The sequence below is a fragment of the Paraburkholderia sp. CNPSo 3076 genome, assembly GCF_026343935.1.
Classification (GTDB): Bacteria; Pseudomonadota; Gammaproteobacteria; order Burkholderiales; family Burkholderiaceae; genus Paraburkholderia; species Paraburkholderia nodosa.
On record NZ_JAPMAL010000001.1, the window covers coordinates 226,857 to 248,565 of the forward strand.

The following is a 21,709-nucleotide window of genomic DNA, read 5'->3' on the forward strand; positions in this document are numbered from 1 at the left end:
GGTCCACCGCTGTTAGCGCAGCGGCGGACCCGGGCACTTCAGTGCAGACGGATCCACAGTTGGATGATCTCGAGCAGGATCCGCAACACGCGCTCGATGATTTGGGGATCGAAGTACACGATAGTCTCCCAGTCAACTGCCCATCCCGTGCCGCCGTCCCTACATGACGGCGGCACGATCCCTTCCCCCCGCAGGGGCCAGCACGATCCTCCTCGAAGCGAGCTTGCAGGAACAGAGTATTCCGATTTCGCCTCCCCAGATCGCCGTTCTCCGAATCGGGGCGAATCTCTGGATTGCAACAGCCACGACCTGGGGCTGCTAGCGCTTGAGGGCGACGATCCAAATTTCAACCCCGATACGCGGAGTATTGGGGCGGCGCCTGCCGATTCCAACCGATGCCCTGCCCCGCAGCCAAAAAAGTTCGCCTCTGGAACCGGCCGCGGTGCTTGGCGGTGAGCCGGTGATGGCGCTGAAGCGGCGAGAAAAAACCAAACCCGGCGGAAGCCGGGTTTGTCTGTTAACGCTTCAATGCCGCTAACTCGTATTAGCGGCATTGCGTTTGATGGCATGCAAATACCGCGTGCTCCGCAATTTCATGCTGACCCAACGGAATCAAACAACGCCGCCTGGCTGGCGTTATACGTCGGAAACCGTCGCCGTAAGCGCTCAGGGTCGAACGACTGCCGTCGAGTTGAGCCGGACGTGTCGGACCGGGTTCGGGCCAACTACAGACATTGGCGTGCATTACCGCACTGACTTTCGAGCGTCGTCTCCTTTCAGGTAACGGACGTACCACCCTCGGCAGCAAACGTTCCGTAGTCCTCTACCACCGCGCACGTTCGCACTTTGTAAGCGTCAATCGCAATCGTACGGTGTGCATTCACGAACTGTACGTTCCAACGGAAACTTGGAATGCGATCTGAGGACAGTCCGCTACGTCGCGCTTACGATGCTACTTGTTTAACGAATATGGGCGTGCCGACCACCACATTACTTATCGGTAACTTTCCGGCGCGCCGTAATTGACGCTTCGACGCCGGAAATCGACCCGCAAATAGTGCAACCCCCTCCACTTGCGGTACAACACCCGGGGCGGACGCACCGCCCGTGCGATACACCTCCTGCCATACATACGAGATTTTCTCGGAGATTGATTCTGCCGATTCCTGCGTCGAGAGCGAAGTCGCCGCCCCTAGTGGATTTATGGACGGACTAATTGACCCCTCGGGTGTTCCCGAAGCGCCGATTGCATGCTTGGCCGAGCCGCCCAAAAGCAGGGCGGAGGATTCCCGATGAAGTGCAATCCAATATCCTTCGTTTGAAATCATTCGACTCGCATGACCACGGAAACTAAAAAATTGGGGTGAATCAAATTCGGAAAGCGCAGAAAAATCGAGGAGATCGCCACTTTTTAAAAGTGTCTCGTAAATTATTTTCGTATTAGCGACTGCTGCTTTGACGTCACGATGACCAACCTCCGCCTCAAACCAAGGTGACTTGAATTTTAATTTTATAATAAGATCCTGACTCCATGTCCGCGGAAGCGTTTGTCTTAATATTTCAAGTTTCGCGTCGGATATATACCAATAATTTTCCATCGCACTAATTCTCCATTGTTATTTCTAGCGTGGGGTATGGGCGATTCTCACCGACAAAATCTTGGAAAAATAAGGAATATTCATCAAAATTCAATTGATCATTAATTAACGAGAACATTTCTGGATTCTTATCGATATCAATCACGGGCTTACCAAGTTCCAGCAGTATATGCCCAAGAATTGGAAGTGATGATGATTTTATGCCGAACCTGTCATTGCTAAGTAAATCATAAACAGTAACGAGTTGGTCAAGCTCTGTCCAGCCGATGTTTTGGCGGAAGTATTTGCATCGGGCGGTTGTTGCGGCTGCTTGAAGGGTACAGCGACCGCGACTTACGCATCCGATCAATCGTAAAACCAGACCTTCTGCAAATTCTGGATAGTCAGCGCTTCGTTCTGGAATTTTGTTAAATATTTGTTCTTGTTCTTCCGCTCCGAGATTACCATTTGCCATATATCTTTTGAGCGCCTCTTTAAGAATTCTTCCATGAGCAAGCTTTTCCCATCTGGATTTCCACTGATTTTCTGGGATGTCGCCATGGAGCATTGCATGAGCCTCCCCTAGAAGTTTTAGAGCAAAATCCTCCCAAAGTTCAAAATAGTCGAGATCGTCGGCAGGAGCGATTCTCAAAAGGTCATCTACTCGAATTGAGTTGGAAAGATGGTATGGGTCTGACAACGGTATGAGATACATTTCGGAACGGATTCCATACACTGTCGGCACCTTGATTACGATGTCGAATTTTTCTCTCTTTTTTAGATGCGGCAGAATTTTTCTGATGAATGCTTTTCTGCGTTTCTTTTTTAGTTTTGCGATTCGTTCCTTTAAGCTGGCCTCATATCCAAGTTTGCCATGCCATGACCCTCGTGCATTTGGCGCCTCAACAGTTCTGTTATGCGGCGGTCTCATCGGTGGGCCATCCCAGATATCGTCATCTGCAACAGACAAACGCAGTACGTAACCCCTTAAAGTCCGTTTGTCGTAGCAGAGGTACGCTTCGGCCTCCGCTCCATGCCCAAGCTGGTGGAGGATTTCGAATGCGCCAAAAGACATCCCCACATATTCTTCCGGTGTTGCCATATTTTCATCCCCCGTCAATCAAGCGCAGAGGTTGACAGCGGCCAAAGGACGTTAAACCTCTAGCAATTTTGCAAGCTTACGGCGCTCGATATATGGAATCGGCTATGGGACACTACTGATCAACCGGCCGGATTCTCATTCGGCTCGCGTAATTGATCTCTATTTGTCGTCGAATTTGAGTATAGTCGCTTCGCATTAGGGGTAGTCCCAATCACTACGGCCGACTTTAATACTCTGTGCGCTACCGCACATAGTAGTTTTGGGAAGGCATCGAACGACCCTAAGAGGCAACTTTATCTCTGCCGTTTCGGGCCATACAACGCGCCGTACACTGTGAAGCGGTCCAACAGCCCTGTCCGTGGAATTGGTGACTCGAATGACGTTGAATCCGGATTTACAAGAAGACGCCGAGCCCCGAAAAGGTCGAGCTACCAACATTGAATACGCGTCAACGCCGAAAGTCGAGCCGCCGATCAGGCCGATAGCCCTTCGACTGTGTTGCATCGACCGGTTGAATCCGCAGTCGACTCCGGCCGACCGCGTCGGGCAAGAAGCGGCGACAACCCGCCGTTCGGCGAGGGGCAATCCTGCCGTTGGAACGGCTGCATTGCTCCGTAACGTGACGGACGAACTATGCGCACAATGCGGACCTAACACCTAACGGACGCTCACTCGCGAGGCAGCCTTAGTTGCTCTTCTACCGTTCGGATTGCGCCGATCTCAAACGTCGCGCTTATAGCCAGCGAATGTGAACTGCCTTTCAGTCCATCGTCACTGCAGCGCCCGCCTCTTAAAGAGTCGTGAAATCTCCCGATAGGAAGGCCGTTAGAAACTGAACTTCCATGAATGCGCTACGGAGGAGTTTTCAAAGACCGCGATCTTGGTCACGGACTTCGTACGGCCGACGCGAAGTTTCGACGACACTGCGAGCTTCGACCATCCGGGAATCGAGAAGGTCGCGAATCCGCAATGGCGTCCAAGCGACTCGACAGTGCCGAGAGGCCAAGTGATCCACCAGAAGTCCGCACAGGGCTCGCTGCCGTCCTCGGTGCCGAGCCGGACATATATATTTCCCGAGAGGTTGACCTGGAAGAACAGTTCCTCGGTCGCCCCAGGTTGAACGGTGACGACATGGGGTTGCTCGCACAGACCCGCCTTCATCGTGGAACAGATCAGAAGAACGATAAAGGCCACACGTCTGGCCGGTGCGCGCAGGCTCGCAGGCACGCTTTCGGCCAAGCGCAAGTTCATCTCTGAATCCTCCTGCCACGAAAGAAGGCGGGCGACATCTCCCGCGTTTGCTATGGGCCAGTCGCACAGCCTATCGACCTCGACGACGGCGGCAAATAGCTTTGCACAATCAACGTGTTACGAATCAGGTTTTTGCCTTTATTCGAAGCGATAGGCGGGTCAGCAGTGATAGCTATGCGCCATTTAGCTATCAACCACCGGTATCGATGTTCACGTATACCGTTCCGTTAGAGATGCGTGTATCCAGCCCTTCCGGATTTGGGTTCCCGCTCCCGGCGGATATTTTGCGTACGACCTTATCTCCTTCAGTTTCCGTTACGGTTACGTCATATTTCCACGCGGGGTCCGTCATTACATCGTTTGCTCGTGGGTGGGTCGCTTGAAAGCTCGTTTGCGAGCCGTCAGGAGATTTCGCGTCAATAGTAACTGCATCGATGGCGGTTACTCCGTCTGTTAATGCGAAAACTGTGACGTCATAGTCGAACCAGCCCCGTCCTCTGCAATTTACTTTCTGAAACAAGATCTTGTCGGTCCCACAACCCCCTAAATGTGCGGGGACCTTGACGCATCGCTGACCAGCGATCTGAGGCGCACCAACTTGGGAATTGCAGTTTGCGCTGTGGATTGCAATCGTTTTACTCAAGTCTTTAGACGGATCAAGTCGATAGTTTTCCGGAGCGCAAAACTCTTGGTCGTCTTCATAACTGGCGTCGCAGTTGTTATCGCTCTTTGAGTAATGAAAATCTTGAGACCACGATTGAGATTGCTTCATGGTTCCACTGATAGTAACTAATACGTCATAAGACAGTGGCGGGCGGATTTCGACTGATTCACTGGGCGGCGCGGGCAACGTTTCATAGTGCTCCGGGCATACTAGCCACAGGTTAGTGCGAACCAATTGTGGTACGGCAAGTGTCACTGAAACAGGCCGTACGTCAGTCACTTGAGCGAGCACTGCGGCTGGTACCTGAATTGTCGCTTCGTCGCGTGAGCGAGAGATGACGTTGGCGGAGACACCCATAACTTCCGCAGCTGCAGCGGAACCCAGGTCCAAAAAATTCCCCCGAATCTTTAGATAGGGCGTATTTACTCCTTTGCGCATACTCGGCGGGTCAACATACATCGCTCGCGGAGTGAGCGTACGGCAAGGCAACGAATAGCTCGCATCGTACGCAGTAATGTCTGCGTCTTCCAAAGCAATTTGTGCTTGTCGCCCAGCGCTATTTTCGACTTGCAGTGTCGCTTCCTTTACCTGTCTCGTAAGGAGCAGGGCACTATTCGCGAGGTCTCGTTCGGCTCCAACCAGTTTGTCGATGCTGTCAGACATTCGGCCGCCAAATTGAGTATTTATATCGGTGATGAGATTCTGCGCGTTTGCGGTTAGAGAAGTACCAGTTGACCGAATTTCGCTAAGCAACCGGAGAAGCAACTGTCGATGACTGCTTTGTTGTACTCGCGACGTCTCTAGCTGCTTCCTGATCTGTGCACGCATCTGCAGGCGCAAACGGGCGATCTTCTCGTACAGTCGAACGGTCTTTGGAGCGAAACCTGTTGCGCTGGTTCTGTCTGCCGTTTCGATCAGGTCGAGGTGTCGCTGCACACTCTCCTCGATCTGCCGCTGGCGCTTGTCGAGCTTGCCCGTTGTGTAATTCAGGTCCCGGCTATTTGATGCCTTGAACTTGCTGCCGTCGATGGCTACCATGTCGCTGGATAGCAGCTTTAGTCCGCGACACAGTTCGATGAAACGCCGACATGTATTGCGAATGGCCGTGCCGCTGTCACGGCGAAAATCTGCGATTGTCTTGAAGTCCGGAGCGAGACGGCCTGTTAGCCACATTAGCTCGACATTGCGCTGACACTCGCGCTCCAGGCGCCGGCTGGACGGTATCCGGTTCAGATAGCCGTATATGTAGATCTTGAGCATCGCACCGGGGTGATAGGAGGGACGACCGGTGGTCGCCGGCTTGATGCCGGTGAAGCCCAGTTCCGCGAGGTCCAACTCGTCGACGAAGGCGTCTATGACTCTGACTGAGTTATCTGCGCCGATGTAGTCATCGACACATTCGGGAAGTAGTGCGACCTGTTTGCGGTCATCGCCTTCAACGAATCGCTTCATGAGTCACCCAGATCTCAGTGCGTTGATTCAGTTTAGGCGACCAACACGTTTTCACACAGGCTGGACCAGGACTGGACAGCGCCAGGCTCTCTAAGCTCGGCCAACTCTAGCGTGATTTTCGCGAGCGACAATATCAGCTCAATGACAAGAAAACAGGAGCACGAGGCGCCGCCGTGTTACTTGTCTGCCCTGAAGATTACTTAGGGAAAGAATCGACACCTATCCGGGTGGCCTCTCAGCAGCTGATTGAGTTCGCCACCTATTGCAAAGTGAACGGGTATAAACGCATAGTTTCCAAAACTCGGACCTTCTAGAAGCCGAGTCTGCGCCGATGCACTTGAGCTGACAATGACGAGCTTTCGCGGGCGACCAGCGAATTGCTTCGGACACTGAAACTCGACCTTTTGGGTCACGCCCTCTTCCACATCTGTGGTCAACTGTATCGGTAGCGGAGTATCTGGGTCTTGGATAACGTCGAACGTCACGGCAGAAGTCGCCAGGCGTCGCGGCCCAACTATATTTGCTTCATCCGCATATCCAAGCACAAGCTGAGCACTGATGGATTGCAGTGCAACTTTGCCATCAATGTCTTTTGGCTTGACTGTAGCAACACATGCCCCCTTTTCAGGTTGAGCGCAATGACCGGACAACAACAGTGTGAGTTCTGGTTTGAACCTGTCGTTGACCCACCCGGCGATGAGTATCAACATGAACACCACTGCCAAAGGCGCGATGGCAGAATAGGGAGCCGGACTTCGAACTATACCAAGCCCATTCATCGGGGAATTGCGACTCCACCTGTGCACGAGATGAGTGGTAATTGGAACCAGAAGTATCGCCAGGCCAATGACTGCTGTAGGGACCATATCGCTTGCTGGCAGTTCATGACCGCCCATGCGGCCAAGCATAATTAGAACAGCCAGCACCCCACACGCCACGCCGAGATGTATAAGCCCGACGGACACGGTCAGCGAAGCAAATGCGAACTGTCTTCGCCGACCATATCCTGGCACAGCGTTGAAGCTCAAGAGGCTGCACGCTGCGGCCGCAGCAATCAATGACGCAATGACCGGCAGGGCCAATACCTCGAACTGCCTCGAGAATACAAGATTGTGTATTGATGGCGGCGGAAACGCCGCCGCAATATTTTCAACAAAATACATCGTAGTGTCAGACAAGCCATCGCTTCTCGACGGTGCACGCTCAATATTCAGAGCATTCAGGTTCAGCGTGAACAGCAAAAATGCAAAGCTTGCTACCGCAGAAATTGTAGCCCCACAAAGGTAGGTCCGACATCTAAAAATCGGCGATTTTGCACCGTCTAAATCTGCATAGTCTCGAGCAGTCACTGCTAACTTGTACGTTTCAATTGCCTTCTCGACCCAAACATCAAAACTCAGAAATGAAATTGCCACTGCATGCACCCAGAGGTTGACAGGATAGTAAACAGGCTTTGGCCATAGAGGCTCTTCTTAGAGCTTTCTCTGCCGGCTTCGGAGCGGTCTACGTGAAACGGCAGACCACACTTCCACCATCAGGCGGCCCGCGCGGCGCTTTCCGTGCCGCGCAGCGTTCGGCGCCCCGTCTCCGTCAGCCCCCAAGTGTCGTCCTCGAACCATGTGACGAGGCCGCACTGCGCGAGCAGCAGCATGGCGTGGTAGAGACGGTCCTGCATCAGCCCAACGCCGCCCACATCGCCCTTAGACGTCACGCGCTCCAGCCCGTTATCTCCGAGCATGAAGAAGAACCTGTTGCGGCCGTCGTAAGTGCGCTCCCGAACCACGGAGAAGTGGAGCAGGATGACGTAGTAACACACCATGTGAGCGAGGAACGCGGCCGGTGTGTTGTCGCGATATTGCGCCAAGACTTCGCGGAGTGCCGTCAGCGAAATCCGGTCGTTATCGAACTCTTGCTCGACGAACTGATTCGTCAGCAAATTCTCAGCTTCGACGGCGCTGTAAACGAGCGCAATATAGACTTCGCGCAAAGCGAGCTTCGCGTCCTCTGTGCCCGGCCTGAAATTGCACACCGCCAACAGGCGCTCGAGCATGTCCTCAAGCCGAAGTTCCTTGACGTGCGGTGAAGCTTCAAAGAAGCTGCTGTGCGCGCCCTGAAGCGCTACAAGCTCGGTCGCCAGCACGTTCACATTGCCATCGCGACGGTCCGCGCGCAGGATTTCGTTCAGCCGCACGCCGAGGCTATCCGCGCAGTCTGCAATATCTCGCGGTTTCTCGTTCACCACCGCGTCGTGAATCCAATACTGCACCAGGCGGCCGAGCGTCTCCATCGCCAGGCGGACATACTGGCGAAGTTGCAGATTCCCCCACCATCCCTGCACTTCTTCAATTTCATTGAGATTCAGCGGCATTCCGGCGAGACTGATTCCACGGGCCATCGTGAAGCGCACTGCGTTCAAGGGGACGCCGCGCCAGCCTTCCGCTCTCGCAGTCGGCAGCTCAGCTTGCAACGCGCGAAGGGCCAGCGTCAGGCCCGCCCACCGGTTTTCCCACCGCACACCCGCCACCTCATCACCCTCATCGGGATAGAACTGACTTACAAACGCCGCCATTTCGCCTTCTGTCGGCTCGCGCAGGTCAAGCAAATCGCCGAGCAGCAGCATTTCATCGCGCCGGATGCTGAGCTGCGTGACGCTCGCGAGCCAATCCCGTCGGGGGTGATGCTTGATTGCTTCCTCGTAGGCCTCGGCAAGCGCCTCCCCTGCGAAGGTCAATCGGTACGTGCCGGGCGCCGCTGGCACCTCCTCCATAAACCGCATGCCTCGCACCAGGCTCGGGCGATATTGCGGTGCGGTGAGGAAATGTGCGCCACCGTCACGCACCTCATAGTCGGGGTCAACGGCCAGCCGCTTTGCCGTTTGTGTGCCGGGGATGGACTCGAAATTTAGCGTCACTCGACTGTTATCGTCCGGCCACGTCCGGTCAGCGCCAGCCAGTCCGCTAACTCTCTCGGTCACGTTGTACCAGGTGAGCAACAACTGGATTTTCTCCAATCCGGCTGCCGACAGCGCCGGGATATCGGGGTTTCGTGCGTTGCGGGCAGCGAGGTCAATCTGGCGAACCATCCAGCAGATTGCCGAGTAGACCCGGATGTACTCGACGGCATTATTGATGCCCGGAAAGATGGAACGGTAGAGCGCCTCAACGGAGGTTGCCGTGCCCAGCGGGTCGACGGACTGGGTGTCGTCGATGTACTGCGTGAATACGGGCTGATTAAGCATTGCGAACCTCCTTGAAGCGGCCCGCGAGGCCATTCTGTTCGAGATGGGCAGCGTCCAGCTCATAGAAGAGCGGCCGGCTACACGACCCGCAGACCCAAACGCGGGATTGGCGAAGTGCGCTTGCATCACCATATTGCAGTGTGAATCCGCACAAACAATGGCTGACCGTTCCTCGAAGGATGGCAAACGGGAATGGCTTGTTCCGGTGGTCTAACGCGCGTCGAAGCGCCCTGAATACCTCGACATAGGGCGCGTCGAGTCGAGGAAGCGGTTGCTCACCATTGCAAAGCCGGATGAGGAGCGACATCAGGTGTGCGCTCAGCGTTGTGCAGTCCTGTACGGCCGCCGCGCTCGTCGCGATAGCCTCCCGGTCCTCGGCTGGCACCCGCAGGAAGCGCGGCGACGCGAGTGCAAGGCGCGCGAGTGCTTCCATCTCTCCCACCGCGAGGACGCGGCCCGCCAGACGCTCAATCGCCTCCTTCAGCGAAGGCCATTCGGATTTGTCGTGGTAATGTGCCGCGCAACACGCCATTGCACAGAAAAACGGCAGCAAACGCTCCCGGTTATCTGGGCTGTAGGGGAAAGCAGCGTACTGCTGGAGCCACACGTCGATAACGAGCGGCTCGACCGGCGGAAGCACACCTTTGACCGCGTTGCGATGCGCGAATGCGCGCTTGAGCACCGCACACCCCGCCAACTCAACCATCATCGGAACGATGGGCGACTGTGCATCACGCGCCAGGGCGAGCGGCAGGTTTTCGATGAGGTGCTGGAACAGCGACTTACCCTCTTCCTCGGCTGCCGCGCGTTGCTCCTCTTCGCCTGGTTCATCACCTTCATCTTCGTACTCGGCACGGTCAGACGTCAGCAGCGTCATACGACGCCCTTTCGTCAGTGGCGCTGACTTTTGCTTTGCTTTGCCGGACTGCGACGCCCCGCTTTCGTCCGCAGCGTCGCTCGCCAGCGCGTCCAGGTCCCGATTCAGCCAGCGAAACGCTGCCTCCAGTGACACGCGCGCGACGTCCGCCGACCGCGCGAACGCGCCGAACTGTTCGACGCTGTTTCGCCAATCTTCGTAACTGAGTTGGGGCTGTGGTGCAGATTCCGCCTTCTCCCGGGAATCCCCTGCTGTAGGGCCACCGCTGGCGAATGGAGGTGCGTGAAACTTCGTCTGCAGCCCCTGGAGCCATTTGAATATCGCCTCGATGTCATCGAGATGGTAATCGCCCGCGCGCATCCGGTTCGCCGCTCGCAACAACGCACGCTCGGATTCGTCGGCCGTGAGCGCGAAGTCTAGATTCAACCAGGTTGCGGCTTCAATCCCGTCGACGCGCAACACCAGTCTCAGCGCGCGCTCCGTTTCGAAGTAATCTTTCATCCGCACGCGGAAAGCACCGTTCTCCGCGAGCTCTACGCCAGGTATCACCTCGAGGCATCTCGGGCCATCCCAGATGGACAACTCCACAACCATCGCACCGGGCGCTGGCGCAATCGCACCCACGATATGCTGGCCGGAGGTCCACGTCGCTTGCAGTGAGTACGCTTTTCCGCTGTGGCCGACCTGCGAGAAGTCGCACGCCTCAAACCCAGTCGGCTCCACATCCATCCACTCGAAAGGCGACTTTTTCAGAAAACGAACGAGCGAAACCTCGACGTTTTCGGTGGACTCCAGGCTTTGCGAAGTCGCGTTGACCGAACCAGCCATCACCAGCGCGCCATTCTCGCCTTCCAGCTCGAAGCACTTCGCATGGGGGAACCGATACGGGTCTGTCGTATCTGCCGCGACGTATCCTACGTCGGCGGTGAACACCATCTTGTTCTCGTCGAGGGGGACTACGCGCGTTTTGGCGTGCACGCCGATGCGCACGCTGACGGCGCCTACCACGTCAGCGAGGTTCTGGACCGGCGCGCCAGACGGACTGTGGTAAGGCGAAAGGACGGTCAGTCGTTCCGGGTTGCGGATGTGCTCCGCGAGCACCGCGAACTGGTCGGCTGCCGGCACCTCCATCGTGTGAACGAGCCAGACGCTCCGAGGCCCGTTATCGCGCCCGAGAGAGCGTTCATGCACCGACTGGGCGCGTTGGCGGTACCCGTCGAGTACCTTGTTGTTTTGGGGCGAGAAGTCCTGCGCCGCCTGGAGTGCGCCGATGAACGCCCCAAACTCTGCAAACACCCCCGGCGACGTCTGCGAGCTGACGGCATCAAGCACCTCCAGGTTCTTGCCGTATCCAGCCAGCGTCAGGTTGCCGCTCCCTACCACCAAGCTGTCATACGCATCCCCTTGCAGATACGCGAGCTTCGGGTGGAACACGGCACTCCCCTGCATTTCCACCGGGATGACGCGATACGCGGTCCCCGCGTACAAGCTGGTTGCCTCTTCCGTCGAGCGCTGCGCCTCACGTGAATCAATCAGCACGTCAATCTGCTCGCACCCACAGTTACGTAGTGTCGGCAGCACGAACGTCTCAAACCAGAAGACGCTAAACGTATAGGTGGTGAAGAGCGCGCGACGCGGCTTCGCCTCCTGGATAAGCGATAACAATGTTTTTTGCATAACCCCGGTCCTCGGGCGGCTTCGCTCGGCGGCGCAGTCCGCATGGTCTCTCACACTTGTTCATTCCCATGTTCGGGAAAGAAGCTTTCGTTACGGCAAAATCTTTCGAGATTTTACGCTTGGCAGGGGCGCGTAAGGGCCACCGTCGCGGTTACCCGCTGATGCAGCGCTTCCATAAGCCTGGTGATGAGAACCGTTCGGTCGTCATCGTGCAACCGACCGACAACCAGGGCTGGCTCACCAGCTGCTCGATGGATGAGGCCTGCTCATTTCTCAACCTGTTCCCAGCGGATTTGATGCATGCCGAAGCGTGCCCGGCCCCGCCAAGCGTATCGAAGAGCGATGCGGTGGTTCCGAAAGAAAACTCGGATAAATCAGCAATCTGGATGATTAAACGAGAGCAGAGCCGGTCACCTTCCTCACTGCCGGACAGTTCTTCGCATTCGTTCGCAGCGGCGAATCGCTCTAGGCCAACTATCTCAAAACGCGCCATCTAGATTCGGGTGCGCGAGTGTTGTCCAAATTGAAGTCCTGGAGACAACACGGGGACGCGAATTAACTGCGGGTTACGCGCGGACGCCTGCGCAACAGCTACGATAGAGTTCGATTCGCTCACGCCCATGCAGTCGCATCGTAGTGCCAGCCGGCCCTGATGAGATAGAATGTCGGGCTTGCCGCTGAGCTCCTGCAACCAGCTGTCCGTAATGGGGAAACGGGCTGGGTCGTAAAAGTGCAAAAACTTCGAGCCGCTCACCATGGAGTTTTTCGCGAGTTCACTGGCCAGCTTAATCAGGCGGCCAGTATTGGTTCCGATATTCAACTCGGTCGCGATTTGTTCGGCGACATCCATGTTAATACGCAGCTCGCCGCGCGCCGGTATCCACGTGTAAACGAGCTTGACGCACTCCGCGACGCGCTCGGCCGTCCATCCGTTCTTTGTCGCCTGCGCGAAATCACTCAGCATCTCGGGATAGGTTCGGACGTACCGGTCATCGAGCGGAACGTCGGGCATGGCGACCTCGTCGATGGCCTTCTGCAGGCGGGCGCAGATAATCTCCGGCGTCGGGCGGCGCGGCATATTTGTCTCCAGTCGAGTGTGTAGGAAGCGAAATTTGACGGCGAATGGCGGTCGCGTTAACGTTGTTGTTGTTCTCGCACCATGTTCGAGTAGGGCCACGTATTGACACTCGAGGGTCAGCGACGTAGCGGAATCGCACTTTCAGTTCACGCTGGCCTCGAGGGTCAACGTGTGGAACTGCCTCGTATGCCGGCGGCACTCATCGGCTCAACTCGTATCCCCCCGTCGGCAGGAAATGCGATGACGCCCCATTGATGCCTCTAGCCGACTCTTCCGCGTACGGAATAGGCTCCTCGCGACGTCATTTGACCGCGCAAGGCGGCACAACCGGTAGGTCCTGAAGCTCATCCTGCGGAAACGGCCGTCCGAAGACGGCCGACTCCCTATTTACACAGCGCCGCAGCGCCCAGCATCAACACCGCACGCACGAAAAACACTGTGCCATCCTGCTTAAGCGCACGCGCCAAAAGCCGATACATCAAAGTCAGGCAAAGACTGCTCAGGAAAAGTTGCTGCATGAGATTGCTCCAAATGTTCCAGTTCCTCTGGCGAGGAAGTCCTGGTGCAACGTAATGTGCATCAGGCCTCGATAAGGGAAAGCCAATTTACATATGGTTTACACATCTATTGGGGGCCGGCATCAGGTGAAGCGAACACCGGCTCAAAATGCTGCTGACCAAGGAAGGGGTGCTAGGCGGCGCACGCCTGATACTCGCAGCGCGACGAGCGCTACCTGGTGCCAGGGCGATGCCTACCGACGTCGGATTCGGCTCGTGTCTGGGCAAAATCTTGCCTGCGCTCGAACTCGCGGCGGAGTAACCGATGAATCTATATACCAGGCTTGTGGAACCGTCTCATGACCGGATGCTCGCTTGAATTGACGGTCAGCATCGTGAACGACAGCGCCTTGCGTACGGCACCGTCATCCCACTCGCGCCATAGCCCAATGGCGAACGGTTCGCCGGAGACCATATTGATGCGCCGTCGCACAGCTTTACCGCTTTCGTAATTGGGCCCGTAGAACGCTTCGCACGCGATAAGGCACAACTGCAGCAGCTTCCACGCGCCACTGAAGCTACGCTTCTCGCTCACCGGTTCCGCAAGCGCGTTCATCGTGCAGAAGACGCAGACACCGGGCGGGATGTGCTCGCGTGGCACCATCCCGAACGTAGCGACGTCTGCTCTCTCAGCATCACCCAGGCGCCTGACAATTGGTGCCGGATAGCCCTTGCATACCTCGTCTCGCCATGGGCTATTGCGTGGTTCGACACCGAACTGCTTGAAAGGGCGGTCGCGGCGCGCCGCTGCGTAGTTCGCGCACATAGAAGTGGGAGCGACGGTGACGGAATGTCGGTGCCACGGCAGGACCCGCGAACTGCAATGAGGCAAGACGCAGGTCAAGGGGCGGGCGTAGGCCGTCACATAGCCACTATTTCCGCCATCGCTTCATCCTTGGCATCGCGCTGTCACACGCCGACGACGTATTCGTAGAACCAGTCGTTGAACGCGCCAAAGCCTCGCACGGTCAGCCCGAGTCGATGTGCATTCTCACAAGTACGCACTAGCATCCAGCACGCGGCCTCCTCAAGGTCGGCTTCGAAGTCCGGCGCATCGGCCTTGTCAAAGTGCCGCAGCGCGTTGCTAACCCGATTTTCGGCATCCGTGAATGCGCCCTTGTCCAGCGACTCGCCATGCAGTGCCGTGTGCACCAGGTCTGTCGCCTCGAATTTCCAGTCCAGCACCGCAGGCTTGCCGGCGTGCCGCAACGCCTGCCCAAGCACACGTTCGGCCGCGCTGGCGAGCGTGATGGCTGACGCAAAACAATGGCGCACCAGGAACGCGTCGAGCGCCATCTCCAATTGCTCGAGCGCGAGGTCGATGCGGTTGCAGGTTTGTGACGTCATGCTCATGCTCCCGTGACGGAGTGCGAATGCCTCAGTCTATCGCCAATGCGTTTCCGAGGATAATTTCACGGCCAATTGTCGAAGCACCTGCCGCGCTTGCTGCCAGTGAATCGGGACTCGCGCGAAGCCCGCGCGCCGCACGCGTCACGTTTCGACGTCCGCGCTGCTCCCTCCTCAGATGGGCGTCGTCGTCCTCAAGCTCTCCTGCACCTCACGCAGGGCGCGGCGCAACTCTTTCGCGTCGACCTCCCGGTCTGCAAAGACAGCCTTCGTGTTATCGCGCATGTACGTCTCGCGTGCGCCATTCTTCAGCGTGCCGTACCTCAACTGCAATGGGTCCAATTTCTCAACGTGCGCTGACGGCGGACTCATGCCATAGATACCACACATCCTCCGAGAGCAGCGGGAGATGCAAGTCAGACAGGGCGACGATGCCGCAAGAGATACAGTATTTTTTTGACGAAGAGACCTACTCAAAGCCAGGCAATTCAGGAACAAGCTCGCGCTTAAACAAAAGTTTTTCATCAGAACCCGGCGCCAACATCAGTACGACGTATGGCTCCCCGTGAACATCTTCGGGCGGCGGTGAAGTCGTCGTCACAATGAACTGAAACGGAACAGAGCCATCCTCCCCGAGTTGCTCGGCTGCTTCCGATGCAACAAGAAAGAATTCTCGGTACAGTCGTTCGCTCATGTCGGCTTCACGAGGACAGTCATGGACCAAGAAGCCCGGATGGTTACTTGTTTCTGACAAGGCCGAGTCGAGCAAGCAAACAATGTCGCCCAAGAGCACCTCTAGCACTTGGTACGCTTCGCCACCACGCGAAACTTCAAACGGCCGAATTTCATGGCCCGGCACGAATTTGGCGTGACCAACAGCCCCGAGCAGCCGAGTCGATACCGACGTAGTCAAGGTTTTGATTGCATCTTCCCTCGAGGATTGGTGCGAGCGTCGGCCCACGACCGACGCTCTGAGGTTATTTAGCTGCGAATCAAGCGCCTGGAGTCGTTTCCGTGCTTGCACCAATTCTGCGGAATCGAGACCATGCGCTCTTTGCGAGTGCAAAAGTTGAAGTTCATCCCACGACTTCTGCAGCAGGGCGCGAGAGCTTTCGCTCGTTGCAATTCGAACACGTAACCGGCGCAGTTCAGCCTTTTTGGTCGAAATTCGTTGCGATTGTTGGGATACGGCCGCTGCCGCACTAAGCAATTGAGATTCTCGGCTGGCAAGTTGCCGTGCAAATTCTGGAGCGTTTGCACGCGCTTCCCTTCCGTCTCGATGCCATGTCATGCTAACCGCACTCTTCCGATTCTGAATGTGCTGACACGCCGAGAACTCTACGTCACCGTGTTCACATCGGCCGCCATCAAGCCCCTCTAACTGGTCACGCAGCGTGGTTAATCGTTCGAAATCGGCGCGATTCGTTTCAACGAGTGACTTCGCGATGCCTACTTCGACCTCTACCAACTGCAACACTTTATTCAGGTTCGCGAGTTGAATTTGTTCTTGAGCAAGTTGCTCTTCGGCTTGCTCGCCATCGACCTCCAAGCCGGCTTCTTCCTGCTTCGCATCTGCCACAGCGGCACGCACGCGGGATTCGAGGGACCAAGCAACGGTCGATTCGTACAACGACTCATCCTCTCCGGCGCCAAGGCGCATGCGGAGCTGACGTTCGGCATGAGCGAGCGCGAACGCTGGTGCACGCTCTAATTCAGGAATTCGTTCCTTGACCTGGTCAAGTTGGATTTGCTTCGATTCAACCTCACGAAGCAGTCGGTCCAATCCTGCCTCCACGAGTCCTAGTACGGAGCCAACGAACATCGGAGGGTCACGCCTCGGGCGTGTGAAGCCAAGGCCTTCGCCGTCTCGCCAGTGGTAGAACCCGTCGAAGCGTGTCCTCTGGTCCCTAATGCACCAAGCGAGCAGATGGCGCCATTTGAACGCTTGGTTCGTGCCGGGCAACGACTGCACAGTAAGGCGGCCTATCGAAAACTGCTCCAGTGCATTGATGTATTGCGAGAAATCCTTCGGGACGTCCCCTTGAAGGAGCTGCTCCAGTTCGTCGCACTGCGAAGCTAACGAGTGACTGTAGGCACCATAAGGACGAAAGACCAACCATGTAGCGCCTTCAATATGAACTTTTGCCGCTACACCTCCCTTTGGAAAGCTACCCGCTGCCTTCTCGCGCAACGTTGCGATGGCCGGCGCATCGTCACCCAGCACATATCGCATGAGCAGGCACAGGGAAGTCTTTCCAACCCCGTGACCCGCGCTGGAGAGACCGGAGGACTCTTTTGAAGTCGGCTCCTTGGCCCACACGATGTTCAGGCCTGGGTGCAATTCGATAGCACGAGTCAGCACGAAGGGCTCGCGAGATTCGACCAACCAAACAGTTTCGACCCATAGCCGGGGTAGCTTGCGTATCGGTTCGTATCCGTCGAGCCAGCGCGTCATCACGCCTCCTATTTTGTACCAGTCGATTTCGAAGTTTTCGAAATGCTCTCGGTCGCTGCACGTTCTGTCGCGAGCCTTCGTGACTCCGCAGTCAACAGCAAGCGAGCGATGTCCGCGAACTCCGCAACCTGGCTGACATCTCGTGGGAGTGTTCCGGTTCCCCGCTTGAACGTAGACTCCTCACCATTCGTTTGACGCTCAAGTACGGCTGCAGCTTCGAGTCGCTGAACGATTGGACGCACACGTTCCAGCAGTTGGAAGGCGTTCGAGACCCCGTGCGTGTTCATTAGCGACACAAGGAACTGTCCATCGACCGGCTCCAGATGGTTTGCCGCAGCAGCCGAGCGTGCAATTAGAGATTGGAGTTCCGAGACTGAGCAGCCATCTGCACAAAGCGCCACCATCGCAGCGATGAGCCCCGCAAGCTTCGCCTCCTCTGCGTTTCGAATCAAGCCTTGCTCGGAATATTGCACCGGCGCGGCTGGAACGGGCGGCGTATCTTGTAATGACATTGCACTCTGCTGGTCCCAAGCTTCGAGCACTAACCTCTGGGTCCGGTATTCTCCGAATTCACGAATTTCGTTGTTCTTCAGAACGCGAAAAGTTTCGGATGGGTAGTCCTCTCCCATTACGTCAGCGGGGTCAAGAATATATCGAAGCTCATCTCGGGACAGCCCGTAGAGGCGGGCGTAGTAGGCGTCCAGCTCCGCACGCAGGACTGCACGCCGGGCATTGTCCCAAGGGAACGGTTCTCCCTTGTAGCCAATTTCTTGGGCCCATGGCTCAAGGGCACGAGTGTTATAAGAAAGTTCAAGGACCCGCGACTCTATGAATGCGAAGTCGGCATCGGTGAAGCGGTCAATCGCAGGCACAGCAACTTGCTCAAACGTCCCTTGAGGAATACTGGGCTGGCTCAACGATGTTCGTAAAAGGTAATCAAACACAAGGCTATTGTAGGCGGCACATAGGACCGCCATCCGGCGCGCGTCGACTCCGAGGGTCAATATCCAACCATTTGACGCAGGTAGCCACGGAAAAATGCAAGCGATGGCAGTTCTTTCATCCGTGCCTCTCGCGACGCGTCTGAAGCCAAGAAACGCAGACTTACACGGCGCCAACACATCGAGGCGCATCGATTCTGACTTGCGTGAAAAGTCTTCGACACTTACGTACCACTCCGTATTCGGGAAGAAGTCGATTTGCCTCAAACGGGCCTTATCGACCGCGACCTCTTTCCCATCCTGAAACTCGGAATATCGGTAATTGAACTGATGCCCGAATCCCCCTTCGTATAGAGGTAATGCGTTAACCACAGCCGCTGCCTCGCTCTCGATGAAAGCCTCCGAGTCAGCGGATTTGTGAAACATCGTTCGGAGTGTCACGTTCCACCCGGAAGCGCTCCCATTTCCCTTGAGCACGGAATTGGACTTGTAGATTTTCTTTGTCAGTCCGGCATCGCGCTCGCTTCGAAATACAGGGCACGTCAGCGTATTAGGATTGATAAGGCGAAAATCGTCCGGCGTAAGAGAAAATCGCCGGCGAGCATCGTATGTATCACTAATGGTTTTAGCCTGAAATACGAACTCGACGTCCTGGGACTGACCAAGAGTGAGTAGACAGAACGGGTCCCTACTATCTGTATCGGGGAAGTGCCTGCGAATCTCCCAAAACCCGATGATGCTAGCCAAGCGTCCTCGCTGGGATATATCCGCGAAATAGGCCTTGGTGGTAGCGTCGGTCGCGACGCCGGTAGGCACGATGAAACCAGCTCTCCCGGTCTCACTCATAAGCTGCGCGAAAGTCTCAGCGAAAAGTGCGTAAGTATTGACGTCGCCCACCCCGGTCAATGGGTAGCGACCGGCATCGTGTGCAAACACACTCGCGGCCTCTGCTCTGCGGCGCGCGGCCATAAAGTCTGCATAGAGTTGCTGTTCCACATGGTTTGGAGGTACAAGCCCCTGTGCCGCTTCGACATCGGGGTAGAGCGAATGTAAAAGCATGCCCTCCGCGAGCAATGCAATACGCCGTTCCCGCTCTGCCTTGTGGGGAGCCTCGGCTACCAGTGTGCTACGGGGAGCAAAGAACTCCTCTTGCTGCAGTTTGATACGCTCCCAGGGCGGATTGCCTAACAGAACGTCGAAGCCACCCTTTGCCTTGACCTGCGGAAACGCCTGCCACCAGTGAAATGCCTGCGCGATGCGCGCTGCTTCCGTCGCGGCCACGGTCACGCCAGGGCGAGGGTCACTGCCATTCAACACGAGCCACAAGTCCTGGCTGGTCGGCACGCTACGCTCCGTCTCAGCCGTTTTCGGCATAACGAATGCAGCGACAAAAATGTCTGCGGCGAGCCGTCCGCGCGAGGTCGCGATGCGCGCCTCCACATCGCGGTAGGCCGAGCGCTTTGCATCCAATGCGGCCAAGGTGTCATCGGGCAGCGCTTCGAGTGCAGCAAGTGCGCTATCGGCCTCGAACCCAAGACTGAGCATGTGCTGCGATTGTTGACGAGCCTTCTCAATGGCCTTCAGCGCCTCGCGATTCGCTTTCTTAATCGCTTTAACGACACCCTTGTCGTCACCGGACAGTTCGCTGAAAGTTTTGTCCGGAATACCACTTTCCAGAATTACGGGGTCAAGCACTCCGAGCAATGCGTCGCCGCATCGCAAGTGATGGTCAAGGAAGGTCAATGGACGGTCAGGCGTATACGCCTCCAGCCACAGTGCGGTCCGCGCCAGTTCCAATGCCATGGGGTTCTTGTCAACACCGTAAATGCAATGGGCCACCACATCCCGCAACGCATGACGGTAATCCGCGGGAAGAGGATTGCCATCAGAAGCGTTGAGACGCGCGACCTCCTCCGCAATCCTGCGCGCGGCGGCGAGCAGGAAGTGCCCGGAACCACATGCGGGGTCGCAAACCGTCAATCCAAGCAACGCCTTGACAGGCTCCTGCGGGTTCGCGGTCAACGTCTGCTCGATGACAGGGTCCAATGCGCTTTTGATAAGTTCCTGCACGAGACTGTCGGGCGTGTAATAGGAACCCGAGAGCTTGCGTGCGTTACCCCTGGTGCTACCCTTGTCACTATCGCCTACGAACCCGAACGTGCGCGCACCTCCAACCAAGGTGGCAACCGGAACCAGTTCAAGCAGGCTCTCATATATGCTACCTAGCTCCTCCGAGTCCATGTCCCGGTAGTTCACACGTGAGAGCGCCGCGCCGTCCCGAGAGAAGCACAGACTAAACAGCGCCTCGAGTAGTGCCTGGTTTTCAAGAGCGGCGTCGTCAAGGTCGGGACATTGTTCTGCTTCGAACAAGCCTCCTAGTGCAGGTAGTCCCAACGCAGGCTGCCCCACTCCCAAGCCAGACGAAGTAATGGCGAACGCTTTCCACAGGTCGCTGTGCCGGTCATAGCTGCGCCGAAGCGCGGCAAGTTTGCGCAATCGGTGAATGCTGTAGCCCTGCATGTAGCGGTTCTTTGCCTCAGCGTCCGCGTCAGGTGTGTGCACAAGTTCACGGTCTTCGATAGTGGCTAGGAAGATAAATCGGTAAACCAGCCGCAGCAACTGCTCGAAAAATGCCTGTGTGGAAAGCTGCCCGGCCTGGATTCGCTGTCGGAGCTCCGAGTTTTCAGGGTGCGCGATGAATCCGGTTCCGAGTGCCCGCAGTGCTTCGGTGACACCAATCCGCAACCGGTCCCGAGCGCGAACACCCTCTTCCTGGGCCGCATTTCGCCATCGCTCCAGCGGGCAGTCGGAGGACTCGGCTCCTACCTTGCCAAAACGGGTCGCGTGGGCGAGCAACCACAGGGCTGTGAAGTCCGGGTAAAGCCCCTCTTGAAATATGGCCTCGAGGTCAACTGCAACGTATGCGGGACGAGTGAGACTTGGGTTGTCCCGCAAAATGCGAAGCTCTAGTCCGTTACTGACCACAGCCCACATTGACCGGTCACTGGCGTTCAGGTACTCCTGTGCCAGCAGAAATGGGGAACGTCGGCGCACGCCGTCGCCATGACGGCTGCCCGGTTTATCCAGCGGCTGGTCATGGGACGAGAACACCAGCGGAACACGACCGTCGCTTGCGCTGAATCCGATGGGGAAGATACGTTCATCGAGGACCACCTGGCCAACTGGTCGCAGGTCCACGAATCCGAGCACCTGGCGGCAGAATGGTTCGAGGAAGTCTCGCTCTGTCACCGCGTACGCGTCGACATCCGTCCGTTTGCGCATGACCTGGAAGTCCTGCCAAATATTCTGGGCAATTTTCCAGTACCGGCCGATTTCATCACGCAGCTTGAGCCCGCGCGGGGCGTCGTAGTCTGATTCGGTTTGCTCCGGCGCTTCCAAGCGCGCTATCTTGTTCAGAAAATCCGGTGCCAGCAAGCCACCTTCGATGGCAAGCGCGGGAAAGGCGAGTTCGTGTTGGAGACGTCGAGCCATT

Annotated in this window: 13 protein-coding genes and 1 pseudogene; 1 reads left to right on the forward strand and 13 read right to left on the reverse strand. The window is 56.6% G+C overall.

Features of this window, described 5'->3' with window-relative positions; genetic code table 11:
* Positions 1-944: 944 nt before the first annotated feature.
* The 7 genes and pseudogenes from M3A49_RS01105 to M3A49_RS01135 form a co-directional block, all read right to left on the reverse strand.
* A complete protein-coding gene (locus M3A49_RS01105; RefSeq protein ID WP_266227145.1) occupies positions 945-1,598 on the reverse strand; it encodes a DUF7019 family protein in 654 nt (217 codons plus the stop codon).
* Between the two features lie 4 nt (positions 1,599-1,602).
* Complete coding sequence (locus M3A49_RS01110) at positions 1,603-2,679, reverse strand: hypothetical protein (protein ID WP_266227146.1); 1,077 nt, start codon at positions 2,677-2,679, stop codon at positions 1,603-1,605.
* Positions 2,680-3,504: 825 nt separating this feature from the next.
* On the reverse strand, positions 3,505-3,930 hold the full coding sequence (locus M3A49_RS01115; RefSeq protein ID WP_266227147.1) for a hypothetical protein: 426 nt from the start codon (positions 3,928-3,930) through the stop codon (positions 3,505-3,507).
* Between the two features lie 1,438 nt (positions 3,931-5,368).
* Positions 5,369-6,046, reverse strand: a pseudogene (locus M3A49_RS01120) (transposase); the annotation flags it as partial.
* Positions 6,047-6,246: 200 nt separating this feature from the next.
* Complete coding sequence (locus tag M3A49_RS01125) at positions 6,247-7,461, reverse strand: hypothetical protein (RefSeq protein ID WP_266227148.1); 1,215 nt, start codon at positions 7,459-7,461, stop codon at positions 6,247-6,249.
* A 119-nt stretch (positions 7,462-7,580) separates the two neighbouring features.
* Positions 7,581-9,284 carry a hypothetical protein gene (locus M3A49_RS01130; protein ID WP_266227149.1) on the reverse strand — a complete coding sequence of 568 codons (1,704 nt, stop codon included), beginning with the start codon at positions 9,282-9,284 and terminating at the stop codon, positions 7,581-7,583.
* Positions 9,277-11,838 (reverse strand): hypothetical protein, encoded by a 2,562-nt coding sequence (locus M3A49_RS01135; protein ID WP_266227150.1) that lies wholly within the window; start codon positions 11,836-11,838, stop codon positions 9,277-9,279. The genes M3A49_RS01130 and M3A49_RS01135 overlap by 8 nt, the downstream gene beginning before the upstream one ends.
* Before the next feature lie 56 nt (positions 11,839-11,894).
* Between M3A49_RS01135 and M3A49_RS01140 the strand changes: the two genes are divergently transcribed.
* A complete protein-coding gene (locus M3A49_RS01140) occupies positions 11,895-12,335 on the forward strand; it encodes a hypothetical protein (protein WP_266227151.1) in 441 nt (146 codons plus the stop codon).
* On the opposite strand, the gene M3A49_RS01145 is transcribed toward M3A49_RS01140, so the two are convergent.
* The 6 genes from M3A49_RS01145 to M3A49_RS01170 form a co-directional block, all read right to left on the reverse strand.
* On the reverse strand, positions 12,332-12,916 hold the full coding sequence (locus tag M3A49_RS01145; RefSeq protein WP_266227152.1) for a hypothetical protein: 585 nt from the start codon (positions 12,914-12,916) through the stop codon (positions 12,332-12,334). The two genes, M3A49_RS01140 and M3A49_RS01145, sit on opposite strands and share 4 nt — an antisense overlap.
* Before the next feature lie 383 nt (positions 12,917-13,299).
* Positions 13,300-13,434 carry a hypothetical protein gene (locus M3A49_RS01150; protein WP_266227153.1) on the reverse strand — a complete coding sequence of 45 codons (135 nt, stop codon included), beginning with the start codon at positions 13,432-13,434 and terminating at the stop codon, positions 13,300-13,302.
* Between the two features lie 310 nt (positions 13,435-13,744).
* The gene (locus M3A49_RS01155; protein ID WP_266227154.1) at positions 13,745-14,239 is read right to left on the reverse strand and encodes an SOS response-associated peptidase family protein; all 495 of its coding nucleotides are present in this window, start codon (positions 14,237-14,239) and stop codon (positions 13,745-13,747) included.
* A 143-nt stretch (positions 14,240-14,382) separates the two neighbouring features.
* Positions 14,383-14,820 carry a hypothetical protein gene (locus M3A49_RS01160; protein ID WP_266227155.1) on the reverse strand — a complete coding sequence of 146 codons (438 nt, stop codon included), beginning with the start codon at positions 14,818-14,820 and terminating at the stop codon, positions 14,383-14,385.
* A 469-nt stretch (positions 14,821-15,289) separates the two neighbouring features.
* Positions 15,290-17,275, reverse strand: coding sequence for a hypothetical protein (locus M3A49_RS01165; protein WP_266227156.1), 1,986 nt, complete (start codon positions 17,273-17,275; stop codon positions 15,290-15,292).
* A gap of 8 nt (positions 17,276-17,283) precedes the next feature.
* A complete protein-coding gene (locus tag M3A49_RS01170) occupies positions 17,284-21,708 on the reverse strand; it encodes an Eco57I restriction-modification methylase domain-containing protein (RefSeq protein ID WP_266227157.1) in 4,425 nt (1,474 codons plus the stop codon).
* Between the last annotated feature and the right edge of the window lies 1 nt (position 21,709).

Coding starts and splice junctions, on each gene's coding strand:
- M3A49_RS01105 (WP_266227145.1), bottom strand. CDS start 1,598: ATGGAAAATTATTGGTATATATCCGACGCGAAACTTGAAATATTAAGA.
- M3A49_RS01110 (WP_266227146.1), bottom strand. CDS start 2,679: ATGGCAACACCGGAAGAATATGTGGGGATGTCTTTTGGCGCATTCGAA.
- M3A49_RS01115 (WP_266227147.1), bottom strand. CDS start 3,930: ATGAACTTGCGCTTGGCCGAAAGCGTGCCTGCGAGCCTGCGCGCACCG.
- M3A49_RS01130 (WP_266227149.1), bottom strand. CDS start 9,284: ATGCTTAATCAGCCCGTATTCACGCAGTACATCGACGACACCCAGTCC.
- M3A49_RS01135 (WP_266227150.1), bottom strand. CDS start 11,838: ATGCAAAAAACATTGTTATCGCTTATCCAGGAGGCGAAGCCGCGTCGC.
- M3A49_RS01145 (WP_266227152.1), bottom strand. CDS start 12,916: ATGCCGCGCCGCCCGACGCCGGAGATTATCTGCGCCCGCCTGCAGAAG.
- M3A49_RS01150 (WP_266227153.1), bottom strand. CDS start 13,434: ATGCAGCAACTTTTCCTGAGCAGTCTTTGCCTGACTTTGATGTATCGG.
- M3A49_RS01155 (WP_266227154.1), bottom strand. CDS start 14,239: ATGTGCGCGAACTACGCAGCGGCGCGCCGCGACCGCCCTTTCAAGCAG.
- M3A49_RS01160 (WP_266227155.1), bottom strand. CDS start 14,820: ATGACGTCACAAACCTGCAACCGCATCGACCTCGCGCTCGAGCAATTG.
- M3A49_RS01165 (WP_266227156.1), bottom strand. CDS start 17,275: ATGACGCGCTGGCTCGACGGATACGAACCGATACGCAAGCTACCCCGG.
- M3A49_RS01170 (WP_266227157.1), bottom strand. CDS start 21,708: ATGGCTCGACGTCTCCAACACGAACTCGCCTTTCCCGCGCTTGCCATC.